Genomic DNA, 18,502 nt, shown 5'->3' with positions numbered 1-18,502 from the left:
ACCTTGAGCACCTTGAGGTCCGGTAGCACCTGTGTTACCTTGAGCACCTTGAGGTCCAGTAGCGCCGGTAGCACCAGTAGCACCTGTGTTACCTTGAGCACCTTGAGGTCCAGTAGCGCCGGTAGCACCAGTAGCACCTGTGTTACCTTGAGCACCTTGAGGTCCAGTAGCGCCGGTAGCACCAGTAGCACCCGTGTTACCTTGAACGCCTTGAGGTCCAGTGGCACCGGTAGCACCTGTGTTACCTTGAACGCCTTGAGGTCCAGTAGCGCCGGTAGCACCAGTAGCACCTGTGTTGCCTTGAACACCTTGAGGTCCAGTAGCGCCGGTAGCACCAGTAGCACCTGTGTTGCCTTGAACACCTTGAGGTCCAGTAGCGCCGGTAACTCCTATACCAGTAGCGCCAGTGGCACCGGTAGCACCTGTGTTACCTTGAACACCTTGAGGTCCAGTGGCACCGGTAGCACCTGTGTTACCTTGAACGCCTTGAGGTCCAGTGGTACCGGTAGCGCCTGTGTTGCCTTGAACACCTTGAGGTCCAGTAGCACCAGTAGCACCTGTGTTACCTTGAGCACCTTGAGGTCCAGTGGTACCGGTAGCGCCTGTGTTGCCTTGAACGCCTTGAGGTCCAGTAGCACCAGTGTTACCTTGAACACCCTGAGGTCCAGTAGCGCCGGTAGCACCAGTGTTACCTTGAACGCCTTGAGGTCCAGTAGCGCCGGTAGCACCAGTGTTACCTTGAACACCTTGAGGTCCAGTAGCACCAGTAGCACCAGTGTTACCTTGAACGCCTTGAGGTCCAGTAGCGCCGGTAGCACCAGCAGGTCCTTGAGCACCTTGAGGTCCAGTAGCGCCGGTAGCACCAGTGTTACCTTGAGGTCCAGTGGCACCGGTAGCGCCAGTAGCGCCCGTGTTACCTTGAGGTCCGGTAGCGCCAGTAGCGCCCGTGTTACCTCGAGGTCCAGTAGCACCAGTAGCGCCAGTAGCACCAGTGTTACCTTGAGGTCCAGTAGCGCCGGTAGCGCCCGTGTTACCTCGAGGTCCAGTGGCACCGGTAGCGCCAGTAGCGCCCGTGTTACCTTGAGGTCCAGTAGCGCCGGTAGCGCCCGTGTTACCTCGAGGTCCAGTGGCACCGGTAGCGCCAGTAGCGCCCGTGTTACCTTGAGGTCCGGTAGCGCCAGTAGCGCCCGTGTTACCTCGAGGTCCAGTGGCACCGGTAGCGCCAGTAGCGCCCGTGTTACCTCGAGGTCCAGTGGCACCGGTAGCGCCAGTAGCGCCAGTAGCGCCCGTGTTACCTCGAGGTCCGGTAGCACCAGTAGCGCCTGCTGGTCCAGTAGGTCCGGTAGGTCCTTGAATGAACGAAGCAGAATTAACTAGAGCAGTTTGTAATGCTGCTATTAATTTAAGAAGCTCTTGAAGTGTGCAAGGGTCAATTCGGAATAATTTTGTAATGTATAGTAAATAGTTAATGAGATTTTGAAGCTCAATAAATACAGCGCTTGCTACAAAGGTTGGATTTCTTAATATAGTTATTAAGTTTTTAATAATAGCTAACCCTTGTGCTTTCAGGGAGGAAGTAGCGTCTAGTGAACAAATAAAATTACTTAGTAGGTTCAATGTATCGATTAGATCTTCAATATTTTGGGGAGATGGATTTGCAAAAAGTGTTGGGATTATTTTTGTTAAATCAATAATAATCGCACGAAATGTTCTAAGTTGAGCTTTAGTAATTGGGATTGATGGAGTATTTGGGATTCGTCCAGCGCTACTTGGAAAGCATGGTTTGGAGAATTTGTTTTGATTGTCGTTATAACGAGACATTAAATCTCTCCTTTCTCACGAAAATGTGAACGAAACTCATCATAGTAGATGCAGAAATTAGTTAAATGGTCATAGTAAAATCGTTTGTTTAAAGAAAAAATAGAAAAAACGCCTTACAATAAGGCGTTTTTTCTATTTTCTGCGTATTGATAATATCGCTTTAATGAAATTTTTGATTTGAATCCAGCGAGTTTTATAATTTCTGATTCAGGAGTTTCTTTTTTTATTAAGTTTAAAATATAGGTGTTACGAAAATGTTGTCCTGAAATTCCTTTACGTAAATTGGCTCTAGCCACTTCGAGGCGAATCATTTTTTGTATAGCAATTTCCGTTAATGCCTTTGGTGCATCATTTTCATATACCCACCTGTATGTTCCGCGGTTAAAATCAAATGCGACAAACAATGAATCATCACTATGATACTTAGGACGAACTGGTTCTGGGATACTTTTGTAATAATTATATAGTTGTTTTTTGTCTTCTTTTGCTAATGTAATTGTTCTTTCTACACCTGCGGTTGCTGGGATTGACAATGTGTTAGTTTCAAAGTGAACGTGATGCATTGTTAATGCTGTAAGTTCCTGTAAGGATAAACCGTAGTCGATCAATAGATTTAAAATAGCAATATTGCGATCCATTAATAAAGGGCGCACAGGAAGTTGTTTTTCTGAAAGTCCTTCTAATGAAGTGACTATATACTTTAATCTTTTTTCTTCATCAGGTGAAATGAAATCTTCGTTACGAAGTGTACGGTCTGGTTGAATAGATATTTCCATATTCTTCAATGGATTGGGAATGTTTAGAAAGTGATGCATTCTATTTAATACAGTAAATACACGATGCATCGTTTTTTCTGAGTAATGTCGATTCGTTTTTAAATCGGAAAAGTAATCTTCGTAGTCTTTTGTACAAAGTGTAGCCCATATATTACTGGAAGGGAGCTTTTTGTTTTTTTCTAACCAATGTCCGAAGTCTTCAACGTCATAAACATAACGTTTAATAGTTGAGGGTTTTCGGCCTTTATTCAATAAAAAAATAGAAAAGGCTTGTATTGTATCATGGAATTCCGTTGTCTCCATAGTCCCACCACCTTAATTATTTCTTATATTATAGCAAACTTTTCTGAAAATAGGCATTTACAAGGGGGACAGGAATAATAATATTTGGTGAGTGGATAAAGTGAAACTATAATCAGTGGGGATTTTGTTCATCCTCTGCGATTATTAGTTGAACCAATCGGGCATTTACGGGCGGTTATCTCCCGCTTAAATACCAAACGTTTGCTGAATGTCGAGGTGGGAGTCTTACTGCTCGCAAATAGCGGGATAAAATGAGGTGATTGTATGGAACAATCGATGCGAAAGAAAAACAACAATCAAATTAATATTGTGTTAAACCATCGAAAGAAAATTTCTTTGCCAGCCGCAGAAAATAAAACGGTAATTTCAAATGAAACTACAATTAAACATGAAATGCTGCAGAGAATTGAAGAAGAGATGGGGAAGCTTGTTGGGATGGATGATATAAAAAAGATAATAAAAGAAATATATGCTTGGATTTATGTGAATAAAAAAAGACAAGAGAAGGGATTGAAGTCTGAGAAGCAAGTGCTTCATATGCTGTTTAAAGGGAATCCGGGTACAGGGAAGACAACTGTTGCTAGAATGATAGGAAAATTGCTGTTTGAGATGAATATTCTATCGAAAGGCCACTTGGTTGAAGCTGAACGTGCTGATCTTGTAGGAGAGTACATCGGCCATACAGCTCAAAAAACAAGAGACTTAATAAAAAAAGCAATGGGAGGTATTTTGTTTATTGATGAGGCGTATTCTTTAGCTCGAGGAGGAGAGAAGGACTTTGGAAAAGAAGCAATTGATACGCTTGTAAAACATATGGAAGATAAACAACATGGTTTTGTATTGATTTTAGCTGGATATTCAAGAGAGATGAATCACTTTCTTTCATTAAATCCAGGGCTGCAATCTCGTTTTCCATTTATTATTGAATTTGCGGATTACTCGGTAAATCAGCTATTGGAAATTGGAAAGAGAATGTATGAAGATCGTGAATATCAGTTATCAAAAGAAGCTGAATGGAAATTTAGGGATCATTTACATGCGGTGAAGTATTCGTCGCAAATTACATCATTTAGTAATGGGCGGTATGTACGGAATATTGTTGAAAAATCAATTCGTACACAGGCGATGCGGTTGTTGCAAGAAGATACGTATGATAAAAATGATTTAATTGGAATATCGAGTATGGATTTGATGCTCGAAGAGGAGACGCACAGTACATAAACTGTGCGTCTATTTTTGTGTATAAGTTCGTTTACTCTTTTTTTGCTTTTTCTTGGTGCGCTTTATGGAAGCGTTCCATTTTAGCGCTCTTTTCGTGTGCTGAATTAGGGTCGTGTCCAAATTGGTTTACTGAACTTTTTTGAGCTCCTTTATTAACGTGGTTTGTCATTTGTATTCACCTCACTTTAAAAATTAGTATAAACATTATATAAAGAAAAAATCGTTAGAAAAGAAAAACCTCTTTACGATATGTAAAGAGGTTAGATTGCTATTTATGCATTGAACGTTCTTTCGTTTCGATACGTCTGTGCGGTAAATGCCATTTGTAATGAATAGAAACCATGCGGAAGCAAACAATTAAAATAAATAAAATGTAAAGGGCCCAATCGCTAACAATAATTTGAGCGCCAATTAAGAAACCTGCTAAAATTGTCCAAAAGGCATATACTTCAGCTCGAAGAACGAGAGGTTTTCTGCGGGCTAAAAGGTCGCGAATGATACCGCCGCCGATACCAGTTAAAACAGCTGCCACGATTGTGGCACTAATTGGTAAATTTAATTTTTGAGCATATAATGCTCCTTGTACAGCAAATGCTGATAAGCCGATAGCGTCAGTGATATTTTCCCACTTTTTCCAATGTCTAATTAACTTATTTGGAAAAAGAAAAATAATAGTCATTGATAAAAGTGCGATTTGGAATAACATGTCTTGTTGCCAAAACGCGACAATCGGATAACCGATTAATAAATTACGAAGGGCACCTCCCCCAAATGCGGTTGCCATTCCTAAAATATACACCCCGAAAATATCATAATCCTCTTCCATTGCAACAATGGCTCCGCTTAGTGCGAAAGCGATTGTGCCTATGATGCTAAAAATCTCCCATGCCATGAATTTTCTCCCCCGCTAACTAGATGAAATGTGCTTCCTCTGCTATTATATTAGAAGGTTTAAATTTCGAAAAGGATGAGTGAACATATTTGATGGAAGAAAAAGAAAAAGTCATATTAGTAGGCTGTCAATTGCCGCAAGATGATGATGAAAAATTTATGCATTCCATGAAAGAGCTTGCATCACTAGCTAAGACTGCGAGAGCGGAAGTGTTAGTTTCAACAACGCAAAAACGACCGAAGTTTCATCCGGCAACTTACATAGGTAAAGGGAAATTAGAAGAGCTTACAATGCTAACTGAAGAATTAGAGCCGGATGTTATTATATTTAATAATGAATTAACGCCGAGTCAAATTCGGAATTTATCCTCAGTATTAGATGCGAGAGTAATTGATCGAACGCAACTAATACTAGATATTTTTGCGCAACGTGCGAAGTCGAGGGAAGGTAAGCTTCAAGTAGAATTAGCTCAGTTGCAATATACAATGCCACGTCTTATGGGGCAAGGGTTGTCCTTATCACGTCTTGGTGGTGGTATTGGAACGAGAGGACCGGGTGAGACGAAACTTGAGACGGATCGTCGTCATATTCGATCGCGTATTGATGAAATAAAGAAACAACTTGCAGTTGTTGTGGAACACCGAAAAAGATATCGTGAGAGAAGAAAAGACAATAAAGTATTTCAAATTTCATTAATAGGCTATACAAATGCAGGGAAATCGACACTGTTTAATAGATTAACGGAAGCTAATACGTTTGAAGAAAACCTTCTGTTTGCAACACTAGACCCAACGACGAGGAAGATGCCCTTACCTTCTGGTTATACAGTATTACTAACTGATACTGTTGGTTTTATACAAGATTTACCCACTTCATTAATTGCTGCTTTTCGTTCAACACTGGAAGAAGCGGGGGAAGCAGATGTTATTTTACATGTAGTTGATTCTGCGGATCCTAACTACATAGGGCATGAAAAAACAGTAAAACGATTATTATCAGAACTTGAAATTAATCATATTCCTATTATTACGTTATATAATAAAAAAGATGAATTACATCAAAACTTTATTCCGTTTCCGAAAAGTGATTTCTTAATGACTAGTGCTTTTGAAGAAAGTGATTTATTGCGTATAAAAGAAGCGATAGAAATGAAAATGAAGAAAGAAATGGATCGTTATCGAGTAGAAATCCCTCCGAGTGAAGGTAAGTTATTAACGCTTTTAAAGACGGAAACGCTATTAGCAAAGATGGAGTTTCTGGAAGATAAATTTGTATATGATTGTGCAGGGTATATTTTTACTCATTCATCGCTTAATGTGCAATTAAAGAGATTTTTAGTGGAAGAAGGAGAAAATAAAAATGTTTGATCGTTTGAAAAATGGAGAAAAAATTGCTCCAATCGTAAAAGAAGTAGAGAATCAGATTACAGAAGTACATAAACGTGCGGATGAAGTAATTGAAAGTAATCAGTTTCGTGTATTAGAAAGTTTTCGTAAACATAAAATTAGTGACTCGCATTTTATCCCGACGACAGGTTATGGTTATGATGATATTGGCCGTGATACGTTAGAAAAAGTGTATGCTGATGTATTTGGGGCGGAAGCTGGACTTGTTCGTCCGCAAATTATTTCAGGTACTCACGCTATTTCTACAGCGTTATTCGGTATTTTACGTCCAGAAGATGAGTTATTGTACATTACTGGGAAACCGTATGATACGTTAGAGGAAATCGTTGGTGTGCGTGGGAAAGGTGTAGGTTCATTTAAAGAATATAATATTGGTTACAATGCAGTTCCGCTAACTGAAGGTGGGCTTGTTGATTTTGAAGCTGTTGCAGCAGCGATTCATAGTAATACGAAAATGATCGGTATTCAGCGCTCGAAAGGTTATGCTACTCGTCCATCGTTTACTATTTCTCAAATTAAAGAGATGATCGCGTTTGTTAAAGAAATTAAACCTGATGTTGTTGTGTTTGTAGATAATTGTTATGGGGAGTTTATTGAAGAGCAAGAGCCGTGTCATGTTGGTGCAGATTTAATGGCGGGTTCGCTTATTAAAAACCCAGGCGGGGGAATTGTAAAAACTGGTGGTTACATTGTCGGTAAAGAACAGTATGTTGAAGCGTGTGCATATCGTTTAACATCTCCGGGAATTGGTGCGGAAGCTGGAGCGTCTTTATACAGTCTGCAAGAAATGTATCAAGGGTTCTTCTTAGCGCCACATGTTGCAGGACAAGCGCTGAAAGGTGCAATTTTTACAGCTGCGTTTTTAGAAAAGTTAGGAATGAACACGTCACCAGCGTGGAATGCACCAAGAACAGACTTAATTCAATCTGTTCAATTTGATGATAAAGACCGTATGGTTGCCTTCTGTCAAGCGATTCAATATGCATCTCCAATTAATTCGCATTTTACTCCGTATGCAAACTATATGCCAGGTTATGAAGATGATGTAATTATGGCGGCGGGAACATTTATTCAAGGTGCAAGTATTGAATTGTCTGCTGATGGTCCGATTAGACCACCGTATGTTGCATATGTGCAAGGTGGATTAACGTATTCGCATGTTAAAATTGCGATTTGTTCTGCGATTGATGAATTGATTGAAAAGAATTTATTAACAATTTCTTAAAGGGGAGCTGTCGATATCGGCAGCTTTTTTCGTATAAAAGTAACGATTTATGCGATTAGAAAAAAGAATGAAAAAATTTATAAAAAAATCATGTAAGAAAAGCTAACATCTATTGACACTAAAAATAACATGTTATAAAATGAGAAGCAGTTAAGGCGAAGGAGGAACTGAAAAATGAAAGAAGATAGACGTTCTGCCCCGCTGTTTCCAATTGGTATTGTTATGGATTTAACACAATTGTCTGCACGTCAAATTCGCTACTATGAAGAGCATAATCTTGTTTCTCCAACCCGTACAAAGGGGAATCGTAGATTATTTTCATTTAACGATGTAGATAAGTTGTTAGAGATTAAAGATTTGTTAGATCAAGGCTTGAATATGGCTGGTATTAAGCAAGTGTTACTAATGAAAGAAAATCAAACAGAAGCAGTGAAAGTAAAAGAAGAAACGAAAGAAATTTCAAAAACTGAGCTTCGCAAAATACTTCGAGATGAACTACAACATACAGGTAGATTCAATCGAACTTCATTGCGACAAGGTGACATTTCAAGATTTTTTCACTAAAGATAACTGATTCTGAAGGCGATTAGAGGGACTAAGGAGGAATTTATAATGTCTAGATACACAAAAGAAGATATTTTCCGTTTGGCGAAAGAAGAGAATGTAAAGTATATCCGTTTACAATTTACGGACCTTTTAGGGGTAATTAAAAACGTAGAGATTCCAGTGAGACAATTAACGAAAGCTCTTGATAACAAAATGATGTTTGATGGATCTTCGATTGAAGGTTTCGTACGTATTGAAGAATCTGATATGTATTTATATCCTGATTTAGACACTTGGGTAATTTTCCCTTGGACAGCTGAAAAAGGTAAAGTAGCTCGACTAATCTGTGATATTTACAATGCAGATGGCACTCCATTTGATGGAGACCCACGTAACAACTTAAAACGTGTGTTAAAAGAAATGGAAGCTTTAGGATTTTCAGACTTCAATCTTGGACCAGAGCCAGAATTCTTCCTATTTAAGGTTGATGAAAAAGGAAATCCAACATTAGAATTAAACGATAACGGTGGATACTTCGACCTTGCGCCGATGGATCTAGGGGAAAACTGTCGTCGTGATATCGTTCTTGAACTTGAAGAAATGGGATTTGAAATTGAAGCATCTCACCATGAGGTTGCTCCAGGGCAGCACGAAATTGACTTTAAATATGCAAATGCAATTCGCTCATGTGATGACATTCAAACATTCAAACTTGTTGTAAAAACAATTGCTCGTAAACATGGTTTACACGCAACGTTTATGCCAAAACCACTATACGGTGTGAACGGTTCAGGTATGCACTGTAACTTATCATTATTTAAAAATGGTGAGAACGTATTCTTTGATGCAAACGGTGACTTACAATTAAGTGATGATGCTCGTCACTTCATCGCAGGTATTTTAAAACATGCACCAGCATTTACAGCGATAGCAAACCCAACTGTAAACTCATACAAACGTCTAGTACCTGGATATGAAGCACCTTGTTACGTAGCATGGTCTGCACAAAACCGTAGCCCGTTAGTACGTATCCCTGCATCTCGTGGTATTAGTACACGCGTAGAAGTACGTAGTGTTGACCCAGCTGCAAACCCATATTTAGTAATGGCTACATTATTAGCTGCAGGTCTTGATGGAATTAAAAACAAATTAACTCCACCAGCTGCAGTAGACCGTAACATCTATGTAATGACAAAAGAAGAGCGCGAAGAAGCAGGTATCGTTGACTTACCAGCAACATTAGCGCAAGCGTTAGTTACATTACAATCTAATGAAGTAGTATGCGGTGCACTAGGAGAACACTTACTTGAGCACTTCATCGAAGCGAAAGAGATTGAGTGGGATATCTTTAGAACACAAGTTCACCAATGGGAACGCGATCAATATATGTCTCTTTACTAAGAGGCTTGAACCCTTGATACAACTCGTATCAAGGGTTTTTTAATTCCCTATTATTACAATTTTATATGGTTGCAAAATGAAAAACAGCCACATAAAAGCCAATAATTAATAACAAGTAGTGATATCATAGAAAAACATTATCAGATAAATGTAAGTTTTATATAATTTGTGAAATGAAAAAGCCTTGATACTACGGTATCAGGGCTTTTTTAGTGAAGTTATTGGATATGTTAACTACTAGATAATGGATTGTTTTTGGTTATTTTGAATCATGTTACTAAGAAAATCTTTTCAAAAGAATTGATCTTATCTTTTTTTTTAAATCACTTGTGCTATAACTTAATAATTCTTTACTGCCTGTACAACGCGACCAATGATTTTTACATCTTCAGCTGAAAGATCGTAAGTTTTTGGTTCGTGGATAGGATCATTACTCAATGGTATTAAAGTAATGATGCTTCCAGACTTTGAAATCTTTTTCACGGTAGCATCATAACCATTGACTTTTACAACAGCAATTTGTCCGTTTTCAACATAAGGAGTTTCCTCTACTAAAACATAAGAACCATCAGGAAATTCGAGATTCATGCTAGTGCCTTTTACAGTAAGATAAAAATACTTTTTACGCTTGTTTAAAAATGTACTCAGCATTGGTAAATAGCCTTCGATATTTTCTTCAGCGAATATAGGTGTACCAGCTGCTACAGAACCAATGATAGGAATATGAATAATATTTGATTGATCGTTTTGGATGGTTTCATAAATAGAAACTTCTTCTTTAACAGTATTGTCCTCTTGAGTTGCGAGTTTTTCTAAATCATCAGTAGTGATTCCTAATCCCTTACAAACTTTTATTACATTATCAACAGATGCTTTACCAATCCCTCTTGATAACATGGATTGCAGTGTTGTGGGGGGGAGACCTATTTTTTCGGCGAAGGCTCTTTTGCTATAGCCAGCTTCTTTTATTAAGCGTGTTACAACCTCTGCTTTTTTCATTACTTTCACCATCTTTCATATTAAAATGTATACGATATTGCGTATTTCTGTATATATCATAACCTAACTGAATTTGTTAGTAAATAGAAAAGTATACGAAATTGAGTATTTAAATACGTTTTTTTGTTGACTAAATACGAAATTGAGTTTATATTTAAATGGAAATGAACGCAATATCGTACAAAAAATAGGTGGTGAGTCGATGTATTCGAATTTGCGTGCAGAGATGGCGAGAAAAAGAATTATGATTACACAAATTTCTTCGCATCTGAAACTTCGCCACGCAACAGTGAGCGACAAAATAAATGGTAAATTTCGTTTTTATTATGATGAAGCTTTTGAAATTAAGAAAACTTTTTTTCCAGAACATAATTTGGAATATCTCTTTGAATTTGAAGAAAACGAAGCGAATTGAAATCGGAGGAGAATTGCTTAAAATGGATAACCGAATTATTGAATAATGACTTAATAAAAGGGTTCATATCATAGTATTTATTTTAAATTTCGATAATTAGTTAATCTGTAAAAAGAAAGCAAAGAATTATGCGTAGTACGAAATTATCTCAATACAATAAAGATAGTTCAAAATTAGTAGTGAGGAGGAGATGAGGATGGGGCAATTAACTGACTCATCAGTACATAGTTCATTAGTATTTGAAGTTAATGGAAAAGTAGTAACGGATAGTTTGGTAATTGCGAAGATATTCAAAAAAGATCACTTCGACGTTTTGAAGGAAGTTCGAAAACAAATTGTATCTGTAGGTGAAGAGTTTGGAGGAGAAAATTTTCACGAGTCCACTTATATGAATTCAAAGAACAGGCGAATCCCTAAATATGATTTAACAGAAGAAGCATTTACGTTACTTGTGATGGGATATACCAGTAGAGAAGCGGTTGGAATAAAAATTAAATTCATGAAAGAGTTCAAACGAATGAAGCAGTATATACAAAATCAACAAAATGTGCAAAAGGATCCAATGGGGGTTTTAAAGTTAACATTTGCTGCGTTAGAAGGGCATACCCAGGAGATACAAGAGATTAAGTCTGAGGTGAAGGGATTGCGAGAAAATACGCCGCTGTATGCTATCGAGTGTGAAGAAATAACAAGGGCTGTAAAAAGGTTAGGTGTTATGTTATTGGGAGGTAAAAATTCAAATTCTTATCAGGATATCGGCCTTAGAAGGAAGTTATATAGAGATATTTACAGTCAGTTACATCGGGAATTTGGTGTGAATAGTTATAAAGCTATTAAGCGTCATCATTTGGATAGAGCAATACAAATTATTAATGAAGAATATTCAATCCCAACTGTTTTAAATGAAGAAATTACAGTTAAAAACTCACAAATAAATATGGCAGACATTCAGTAGGAGGAAAGAACATGCAAAGAAAGATTTTAGTAATTACTAGCAGTTTAGCAGGATTACCAACTGTCAGTGAATTTAAAACAAAAGAAGATGCAAAAGAGCAGGTTAGAAAGCTTATTCAAAAAGGAATGAGTCAAAATGTGATTCGTATAACACAAGAAATTCCAATGAATATCGAAATTCAAGTGGATGTTGAATTTGAGGAATAAGAGAGGTTTAGAAGAAAATAGATATGGATAGCATGATTGTTTTGAATGAATAAGAAAAGAATCCGTTGCAGCGGATTCTATAAGAAAAAATATCTCTAGATAAGTATAACATTGAATACCGTTTTTGAGAATTTATGAGGTGGCTAGTATGGGGATTATTCGAGTGAAAAAAGATAGTAATTATTCTGTTATAAATAATACTGGTTTAAAAGATGAAAGGTTGTCATGGAAAGCGAAAGGAATCTTAGCCTATGCGCTTACATTACCAGACGATTGGACTTTTCATATTAGCGAATTAGCTCGACATGCTAAGGATGGAGAAGATTCGCTCCGTACAGGTTTTAAGGAATTAAAAGAATTAGGTTATGTAAAACGTTATCCTGTTCGTGATGGGAATACGAAAAAAATTACAAGGTGGGATACGGAAATTTACGAAACGCCACAAAGGAACATGCCACAAGTGGAAAACCAAGATGTGGTAAAGCCATATGTGGAAAATCAGACACTACTAAATACTAATAGACTAACTACTAATAAACGAAATACTAATATACAAAATACTAATCATTATGATGATATGGATAAATTAGACTCTCGTGTATTTATTAATGAGAGGGTTAAAGTAAGTTGTAACTTTATTAAGGGGATGGGCATTCCGTTAAGTGAAATTGCAATTGCAGAGTTGGGGGATTTTTGTAATTTGTTTAGTGATGAGTTAATTCAGCATGCAATTAATAAAGCCGTTGATGAGAATGCACCAAGATGGAACTACATTAAGGCTATATTGAGGAATTGGAAGGAGCAAGAAGTTAAAACATTAGTTGATGTGGCTATAATAGATAGACGTTTCGAAATGAGCAAGAAAAAGAAATATAACGGGACAGGTAGGAAGTATTCAAATAGAAAAGAGATTGTACCCGATTGGTTATATAAAGATGATGAATCAACAAATCTAGAAGAGGAAAGAAAAACTGTGCAGTCTATTGATGAAGAGCGTGAGAGATTACAAGAAGTGTTAAATAAATATAGGTCATAAGAAAAAATACTAGATGATTTACGAGTAATAAAGATTGAAAAGGCTAATAAGCATATTCATTCTATTAAATTAGTATTAAGAGACTTTGTAAAAAGAACGGAAGTGGGTGAATCAGTAAGTGTTCGAATGGCTCAAAGATTATAAGAAGTTAGAAGAAGAAATTGCTTATTTAGAATACAACTTAGATAAATCAAAAGCCGAATTGAAGCGTTGGATTAGCGGTGATTTGCAAAATGTAAGGTTAACCGCTGAATCGGAAGGGGCTAAGGTAGAAGGGCGGATTGAAGCAATTGAATATGAATTAGCTCATAAGATGAATGAAGAGTATGATTTAAAGCTTTTGATTAATAAGTTTACAGGACTGGATCATGAAATACTTAAAATGAAATATGTTGATGGAATGACTTTAGAACAAATTGCGTTTGAATTACATTATAGTACAGGTTATATACGCCGGAAACACGCTGAAATAAGGAAGATTGTCAAGTTTTTAGATGGATTTTAATGTTACCTTTTTGTAGGATACATGCAGTGTACAGAAAGTATTGAAAAAGTGATTTATAGTAGTAATATAAGATTTCGACGAAAGGGCAACTATTTTTATGGTTGCTCTTTTTGTTGTGAAAGAAGGTGAGTAACATGAAGTGATTTGATGGATTAATGGGTCTTTAGCTTCTAGTTATATTTAGTAAAGTAGTAGTTTTGCAGGCGAAAATAATAGAAAAATAAGGAGATGTTTAATGATGAGTTTATTAGCTGCTTCAGTCAAAACAAAGAATTTGCCACAACAGGTGTTACGTTGGCAATCAATGGTAGAAAGTGAATGTGCTGCACAAGGTGTATCTGAGTTAGTTCCTTACGTGCTTGGAGTTATTATGGTAGAAAGTGGAGGGAATTCTGAAACGACACCTGATATTATGCAGTCCAGTGAATCACAAGGATGGGCAATGAATACGATTAAAAATCCGAAAGATTCAATTTATTACGGAGTGAAGCATTTAAAGGGTGCTTTTGATGATGCGAAGAAAAATGGCATTACAGATTTAAGTGCCATTGTTCAATCATATAATTTTGGACGAGCTTACCTTCGCTGGTTAGCATCTAATAATAAACAGCATTCATTACCGGTGGCAGATCTGTATTCTAAAACGGTTGTTGCACCATCTCTTGGAAATACAACTGGTGCTATGGTTCGATATAATCAGCCTATCGCAGTGGCATACAATGGTGGTTACCGATATAAAAATGGAGGGAATTTTTTCTACTCTGAAATCGTTAAGCAATATGTGAATTTTGATGGAGGTGGCAACAATACTGATAAACCGATACAACCAGTAGGTCTTGGAATTGCTGTAAATAAATATCCGAATAATGGGGGTATTAATCTATATAGCCAACCACAAGGTGGACATTTTACGAGAGTAATTTATGATAAAACACCGTACCTTATTATAGATGCAGCATGGTTTGAAAATCCTATGATTTGTCTCGGAAACGAGGCATGGGCTGCTCTGGAACATTTCGATGTGCAATGGTTCAGTGCTTATTCAAAATATCCACCAGGTGGCGGTATTAACACGTATGATGGTCCTAACGGAAATTATACAGGTTTTGTAGATGGGTCTGTTCCGTATAGACTTTTAGGACGAAAAGATGGTTACCTGGGTATTGGAAATAATGCATGGGTAAAAGAAGAACATTTTGATGTAAAGTAGTATCTCGAAATCCATGAATATTAAATTAGATAAACAAAAAGCATTATATGATGATTTTTTGAGGTGAGGTTAATCTCTGTAAACCGGTGGGCGAAGAGTAGAGAGAAATTAATGGAAGAGCAAGAGCAACGGACACATAGTTGCTCTTTTTTTTTTTTTGAAAGAAAGTGATAACAATGAATCACCTATAGAAAATGCTAGCTGTATATGCATTAAGCCATCAGATGTACTTAGTAACACAGTAGAAATTTTAGGTGAAAAAACAAGAGAATAAAAAGGAGATGTTCAGCAATGGAAATTAGACAAAAATTAGTTAACTCAAGTAAATATGGTATAAAGTGTCCCAATACAATGACACCGGAATTCATCACAGTGCATAATACATACAATGATGCATCAGCTGAAAACGAAATATCTTATATGATTGGAAATAATAATTCAGTTTCGTTCCATGTTGCAGTAGACGATAAAGAGGCAGTACAAGGTATTCCATTCGATCGTAATGCTTGGCATGCTGGTGATGGTAACGGAAATGGTAATCGTAAATCTATCGGGGTTGAAATTTGCTACTCTTTAAGTGGTGGGGATAAATATTACAAAGCAGAAGATAATGCAGCAATTGTTATTGCTCAGTTAATGAAACACTTCAATATTCCAATTAGTAATGTACGTACACATAAGTCCTGGAGTGGCAAGCATTGCCCACATCGTATGCTTGATGAAGGAAGGCTGGATCAATTTATTAAGAAGATAAATGAAGCACTTAACAACGGTAATAACGATAATAAACCGATACAACCAAAAGGCCTTGGAATTGCGACATCTAAATATCCAGAGGGTTGGGGTATTAATTTATATAGTAGTGGTAATAAAGATGCTTGGTTCACTGGTGAAGTAATTAATACTAAGACTCCATATTTAATTTTAGATGGTGCTTGGTATGGTGGTAATGAAAATATGCTGTGCCTAGGATGGCAGCAATGGGCGAAGCAAGAACATCTTGATGTACAGTGGTTCTATGCATATTCAAAATATCCAGCAGGTTATGGTATTAACACATATAAAGGGCCGAATGGTGAATGGACTGGTAATGTAGATGGGTCTGTGCCTTATGGGATTTTTGCAAGAAAAGATGGTTATATCGATATTGGGCAAAACACATGGGTAAAAGAAGAACATTTTAATGTGAGATAAGGATATGAGAGTAGGATCACTCGTGTGATTCTCTTTAATTTTTGAAAAGGAGATGAGAACGATGGAAGAACAAATCTTCAATTCAATGATTCAACAAGGAGCATTCGCAGCTTTATTTGTATGGATGCTGTTTACTACGCAAAAAAAGAATGAACAGCGCGAAGAACAATATCAAAAAGTTATTGAAAAAAATCAACAGGTCATTGAAGAACAAGCGAAAGCATTTAGTTCGTTGTCGAAGGATTTATCAGATGTTAAGCAAAAAATCTTAGGAAACGGGGATGAGAAATAAAATATGATATTAAAGTATTTGTCGCGTATGCAGGTTCTCAAATAGGAATGCGATTAATATATAGCTAATGAGAAAAAGCCCTAATACCGATAAGTATTGGGGCTTTTTCTCATTAGCTATAGTGAATAAGGTTGTGGTGGATTCTTCAAGAGGAAAGAGTGAATGAAGTCTAATGTAAATGAAATGAAACCTTGAATGATGCCTAGTTATAACACAGTCTTATTCAGAATTTCGTTAGTTCATTTTCTAAATTTAGGGAATAAATATAGCTTAGTACCTTGCAATAAATAATACTAAGTGGTATATTATGGATAAATCAGGTACCGTGTATTGAACAGTACTAAGATAGGGAAGGAGGATGGCACTTGAACGTTCAGTTTAAAAAAGGTGTGCTTGAACTTTGTGTATTAGCACTTGTAAAACGTAAAGATAGTTACGGTTATGAACTTGTTCAGCAAATCTCTAATAAATTTTTAATATCGGAAGGATCAGTATACCCTTTATTACGTCGTTTGACGAAAGAAGGGTATTTTCAAACGTATTTAAAGGAATCTACGGAAGGGCCACCTCGTAAATATTATCAATTAACAGAGCAAGGGGAGACGCAATTTCATTTGTTAGTAACAGAATGGCGTGATTTTGCGAAAGGGGTACAAGAAATTATTGAAGGGGTGGAATGGGATGAGTAAAGAAGGGTTTCTTAAAGAATTATTAAGTTATCTTAGAAAGTTACCAGAGGAAGAGAGGCAAGATATTTTATTGGATTATGAAGAGCACTTTCAGTTTGGACTAGAAGAGGGGAAAACTGAATCAGAAATAATTCAGGGCCTTGGTTCTCCGAAAGTAATCGCAAAAGAGTTACTTGCGATGTATCGCTTCGATGAAATGAAAAAAAATCCATCGACTTCAAATGTGACAAGAGCTGTTATGGCAGCGATTGGACTTAGTTTGTTTAATTTTATTATTGTGTTAGGCCCGTTAGTCGCAATTGTTGCTTTTATATTTTCTTTTTGGATTGGTGGTATTGCTAGTGTAGTAACACCATTTTTCGTTATTGGAAAAGTGTTTATGGGTACTTTTATATGGTTGGATCTTTTCGTTAGTATAACGTTTGTTGGAGTAGGTTTATTGTTATGTATTATCGCTTTTTATAGTACAAAGTGGTTTAAGAGATTGTGTGTACGATATGTAATATGGAACTTCAAAATGATAAAAGGAGAGTAAATGATGAAAAAACTATTTTTAATCGCTATCGCTTGTATCATTATTGGAGTAATAGGAATTTCCCAAACATATGAAAAAGCAGTACAAACTGCTGAAAAAGGCGATAAAGAAGATGTAATTAAAAACGAAACATTAAAAAATATAGAAGTTAAGTTAGATGCCGGAGATATTGTTATCCAAAAATCTCCTGATTCTTCTTTTTATGTAAAGCAATCAGGAGATGTACGTAAACAAGAGATTCGTATTGCAGAAGATGGTGACACATTAAAAATTATTGGGGAAAGAGAAAAAGGTGCTTCATTTGATTTTTCTTTTTATAATTTTAGGTTTCAAACGTCTAAATTGACTCTCCTTGTGCCTGAGCGCTCTTATCAAGATGTAAAAGTAAATTCATCTGCTGGACAAATCGAAATGAGTGATGTGAAAAGTGATAGCGTAAGTGTTAGAACACTTGCTGGAGAAGTAGAGTTGAAACAAGTAACGGCTAAGAATGTGGAAGGATCGACAAAAGCTGGTGAGGTGAACTTTAAGAAGGTATTAGGGAAAGTGACCGCAAAAACAACAAGTGGGGAAATAAATATTCAAGATCATGATTCCAAGTATAATCTAGAAGCAAGTTCAACTGCGGGAGATATAGATATTACTTTATCGGAAAAACCACAAGATGCGGTAATTACTGGGCAAAGTGCTGCCGGAGATGTAACAATTTTTAATGAAGAAAATAATAACGTAACAATTGGCAATGGTAGTAAAAAGATTAGCGGTAAAACGGCTGCGGGAGATGTGACGATTGAAACTCGTTAATAAGAAATAGAATGTATGGAAATCTATCAAAATACAAAAAAAGAAGATAATTACCGTATATAAATAAGGTA

Annotated in this window: 21 protein-coding genes; 16 read left to right on the top strand and 5 right to left on the bottom strand. The window is 36.8% G+C overall.

The window, feature by feature from the left end; all coding sequences use genetic code 11:
• Positions 1–1,821, bottom strand: a 1,821-nt coding sequence (locus ACS2FK_RS26870; protein ID WP_438899893.1) for a collagen-like repeat preface domain-containing protein, incomplete at its 3' end; no start/stop codon positions are given.
• A gap of 113 nt (positions 1,822–1,934) precedes the next feature.
• Positions 1,935–2,900 (bottom strand): tyrosine-type recombinase/integrase, encoded by a 966-nt coding sequence (locus ACS2FK_RS26865; RefSeq protein WP_000450330.1) that lies wholly within the window; start codon positions 2,898–2,900, stop codon positions 1,935–1,937.
• Between the two features lie 264 nt (positions 2,901–3,164).
• Between ACS2FK_RS26865 and spoVK the strand changes: the two genes are divergently transcribed.
• Entirely contained in the window at positions 3,165–4,121 is a 957-nt protein-coding gene (gene spoVK, locus ACS2FK_RS26860) for a stage V sporulation protein K (protein WP_000438177.1), read from the top strand.
• A 31-nt stretch (positions 4,122–4,152) separates the two neighbouring features.
• On the opposite strand, the gene ACS2FK_RS26855 is transcribed toward spoVK, so the two are convergent.
• Positions 4,153–4,290 (bottom strand): hypothetical protein, encoded by a 138-nt coding sequence (locus tag ACS2FK_RS26855; protein WP_000181505.1) that lies wholly within the window; start codon positions 4,288–4,290, stop codon positions 4,153–4,155.
• Positions 4,291–4,389: 99 nt separating this feature from the next.
• On the bottom strand, positions 4,390–5,013 hold the full coding sequence (locus tag ACS2FK_RS26850) for a trimeric intracellular cation channel family protein (protein ID WP_000312267.1): 624 nt from the start codon (positions 5,011–5,013) through the stop codon (positions 4,390–4,392).
• A 92-nt stretch (positions 5,014–5,105) separates the two neighbouring features.
• Between ACS2FK_RS26850 and hflX the strand changes: the two genes are divergently transcribed.
• The 4 genes from hflX (at position 5,106) to glnA (ending at position 9,591) form a co-directional block, all read left to right on the top strand.
• Entirely contained in the window at positions 5,106–6,380 is a 1,275-nt protein-coding gene (hflX, locus tag ACS2FK_RS26845; protein ID WP_043924696.1) for a GTPase HflX, read from the top strand.
• The gene (locus tag ACS2FK_RS26840; RefSeq protein WP_063548401.1) at positions 6,373–7,644 is read left to right on the top strand and encodes an aminotransferase class I/II-fold pyridoxal phosphate-dependent enzyme; all 1,272 of its coding nucleotides are present in this window, start codon (positions 6,373–6,375) and stop codon (positions 7,642–7,644) included. Before hflX ends, ACS2FK_RS26840 begins: the two co-directional genes overlap by 8 nt.
• Before the next feature lie 174 nt (positions 7,645–7,818).
• Positions 7,819–8,208, top strand: coding sequence for a transcriptional repressor GlnR (gene glnR, locus ACS2FK_RS26835; RefSeq protein ID WP_000656783.1), 390 nt, complete (start codon positions 7,819–7,821; stop codon positions 8,206–8,208).
• Between the two features lie 48 nt (positions 8,209–8,256).
• On the top strand, positions 8,257–9,591 hold the full coding sequence (gene glnA, locus ACS2FK_RS26830; RefSeq protein ID WP_000092763.1) for a type I glutamate--ammonia ligase: 1,335 nt from the start codon (positions 8,257–8,259) through the stop codon (positions 9,589–9,591).
• Positions 9,592–9,930: 339 nt separating this feature from the next.
• Here the strand turns inward: glnA and ACS2FK_RS26825 are convergent, their stop codons facing one another.
• Positions 9,931–10,590 (bottom strand): LexA family protein, encoded by a 660-nt coding sequence (locus ACS2FK_RS26825; protein ID WP_000708856.1) that lies wholly within the window; start codon positions 10,588–10,590, stop codon positions 9,931–9,933.
• Positions 10,591–10,792: 202 nt separating this feature from the next.
• Between ACS2FK_RS26825 and ACS2FK_RS26820 the strand changes: the two genes are divergently transcribed.
• The 11 genes from ACS2FK_RS26820 (at position 10,793) to ACS2FK_RS26770 (ending at position 18,431) form a co-directional block, all read left to right on the top strand.
• A complete protein-coding gene (locus ACS2FK_RS26820; RefSeq protein ID WP_029443074.1) occupies positions 10,793–11,005 on the top strand; it encodes a hypothetical protein in 213 nt (70 codons plus the stop codon).
• Between the two features lie 196 nt (positions 11,006–11,201).
• Positions 11,202–11,960, top strand: coding sequence for an ORF6C domain-containing protein (locus ACS2FK_RS26815; protein ID WP_063548399.1), 759 nt, complete (start codon positions 11,202–11,204; stop codon positions 11,958–11,960).
• Positions 11,961–11,971: 11 nt separating this feature from the next.
• Entirely contained in the window at positions 11,972–12,166 is a 195-nt protein-coding gene (locus ACS2FK_RS26810; RefSeq protein ID WP_001189064.1) for a hypothetical protein, read from the top strand.
• Between the two features lie 148 nt (positions 12,167–12,314).
• The gene (locus ACS2FK_RS26805; protein WP_063548397.1) at positions 12,315–13,202 is read left to right on the top strand and encodes a DnaD domain protein; all 888 of its coding nucleotides are present in this window, start codon (positions 12,315–12,317) and stop codon (positions 13,200–13,202) included.
• Between the two features lie 118 nt (positions 13,203–13,320).
• Positions 13,321–13,707 carry a hypothetical protein gene (locus tag ACS2FK_RS26800; RefSeq protein ID WP_063548395.1) on the top strand — a complete coding sequence of 129 codons (387 nt, stop codon included), beginning with the start codon at positions 13,321–13,323 and terminating at the stop codon, positions 13,705–13,707.
• Positions 13,708–13,945: 238 nt separating this feature from the next.
• The gene (locus ACS2FK_RS26795; RefSeq protein ID WP_063549356.1) at positions 13,946–14,917 is read left to right on the top strand and encodes a lysozyme family protein; all 972 of its coding nucleotides are present in this window, start codon (positions 13,946–13,948) and stop codon (positions 14,915–14,917) included.
• A gap of 291 nt (positions 14,918–15,208) precedes the next feature.
• Positions 15,209–16,111 (top strand): peptidoglycan recognition protein family protein, encoded by a 903-nt coding sequence (locus ACS2FK_RS26790; protein ID WP_063548393.1) that lies wholly within the window; start codon positions 15,209–15,211, stop codon positions 16,109–16,111.
• Positions 16,112–16,172: 61 nt separating this feature from the next.
• Positions 16,173–16,403: a BhlA/UviB family holin-like peptide gene (locus ACS2FK_RS26785; RefSeq protein ID WP_000392443.1), complete on the top strand. Its 231-nt coding sequence runs from the start codon at positions 16,173–16,175 to the stop codon at positions 16,401–16,403.
• Between the two features lie 365 nt (positions 16,404–16,768).
• Positions 16,769–17,092: a PadR family transcriptional regulator gene (locus ACS2FK_RS26780; protein WP_001102628.1), complete on the top strand. Its 324-nt coding sequence runs from the start codon at positions 16,769–16,771 to the stop codon at positions 17,090–17,092.
• A complete protein-coding gene (locus ACS2FK_RS26775; RefSeq protein ID WP_023522791.1) occupies positions 17,085–17,627 on the top strand; it encodes a DUF1700 domain-containing protein in 543 nt (180 codons plus the stop codon). Before ACS2FK_RS26780 ends, ACS2FK_RS26775 begins: the two co-directional genes overlap by 8 nt.
• A complete protein-coding gene (locus tag ACS2FK_RS26770; RefSeq protein ID WP_063548391.1) occupies positions 17,628–18,431 on the top strand; it encodes a DUF4097 family beta strand repeat-containing protein in 804 nt (267 codons plus the stop codon).
• Positions 18,432–18,502: the final 71 nt, after the last annotated feature.

Origin of the sequence: Bacillus cereus group sp. BceL220 (genome assembly GCF_051776965.1) — a bacterium.
In the GTDB taxonomy this organism is placed as follows: domain Bacteria; phylum Bacillota; class Bacilli; order Bacillales; family Bacillaceae_G; genus Bacillus_A; species Bacillus_A cereus.
This window is presented reverse-complemented; position numbering and strand designations above follow the sequence as displayed.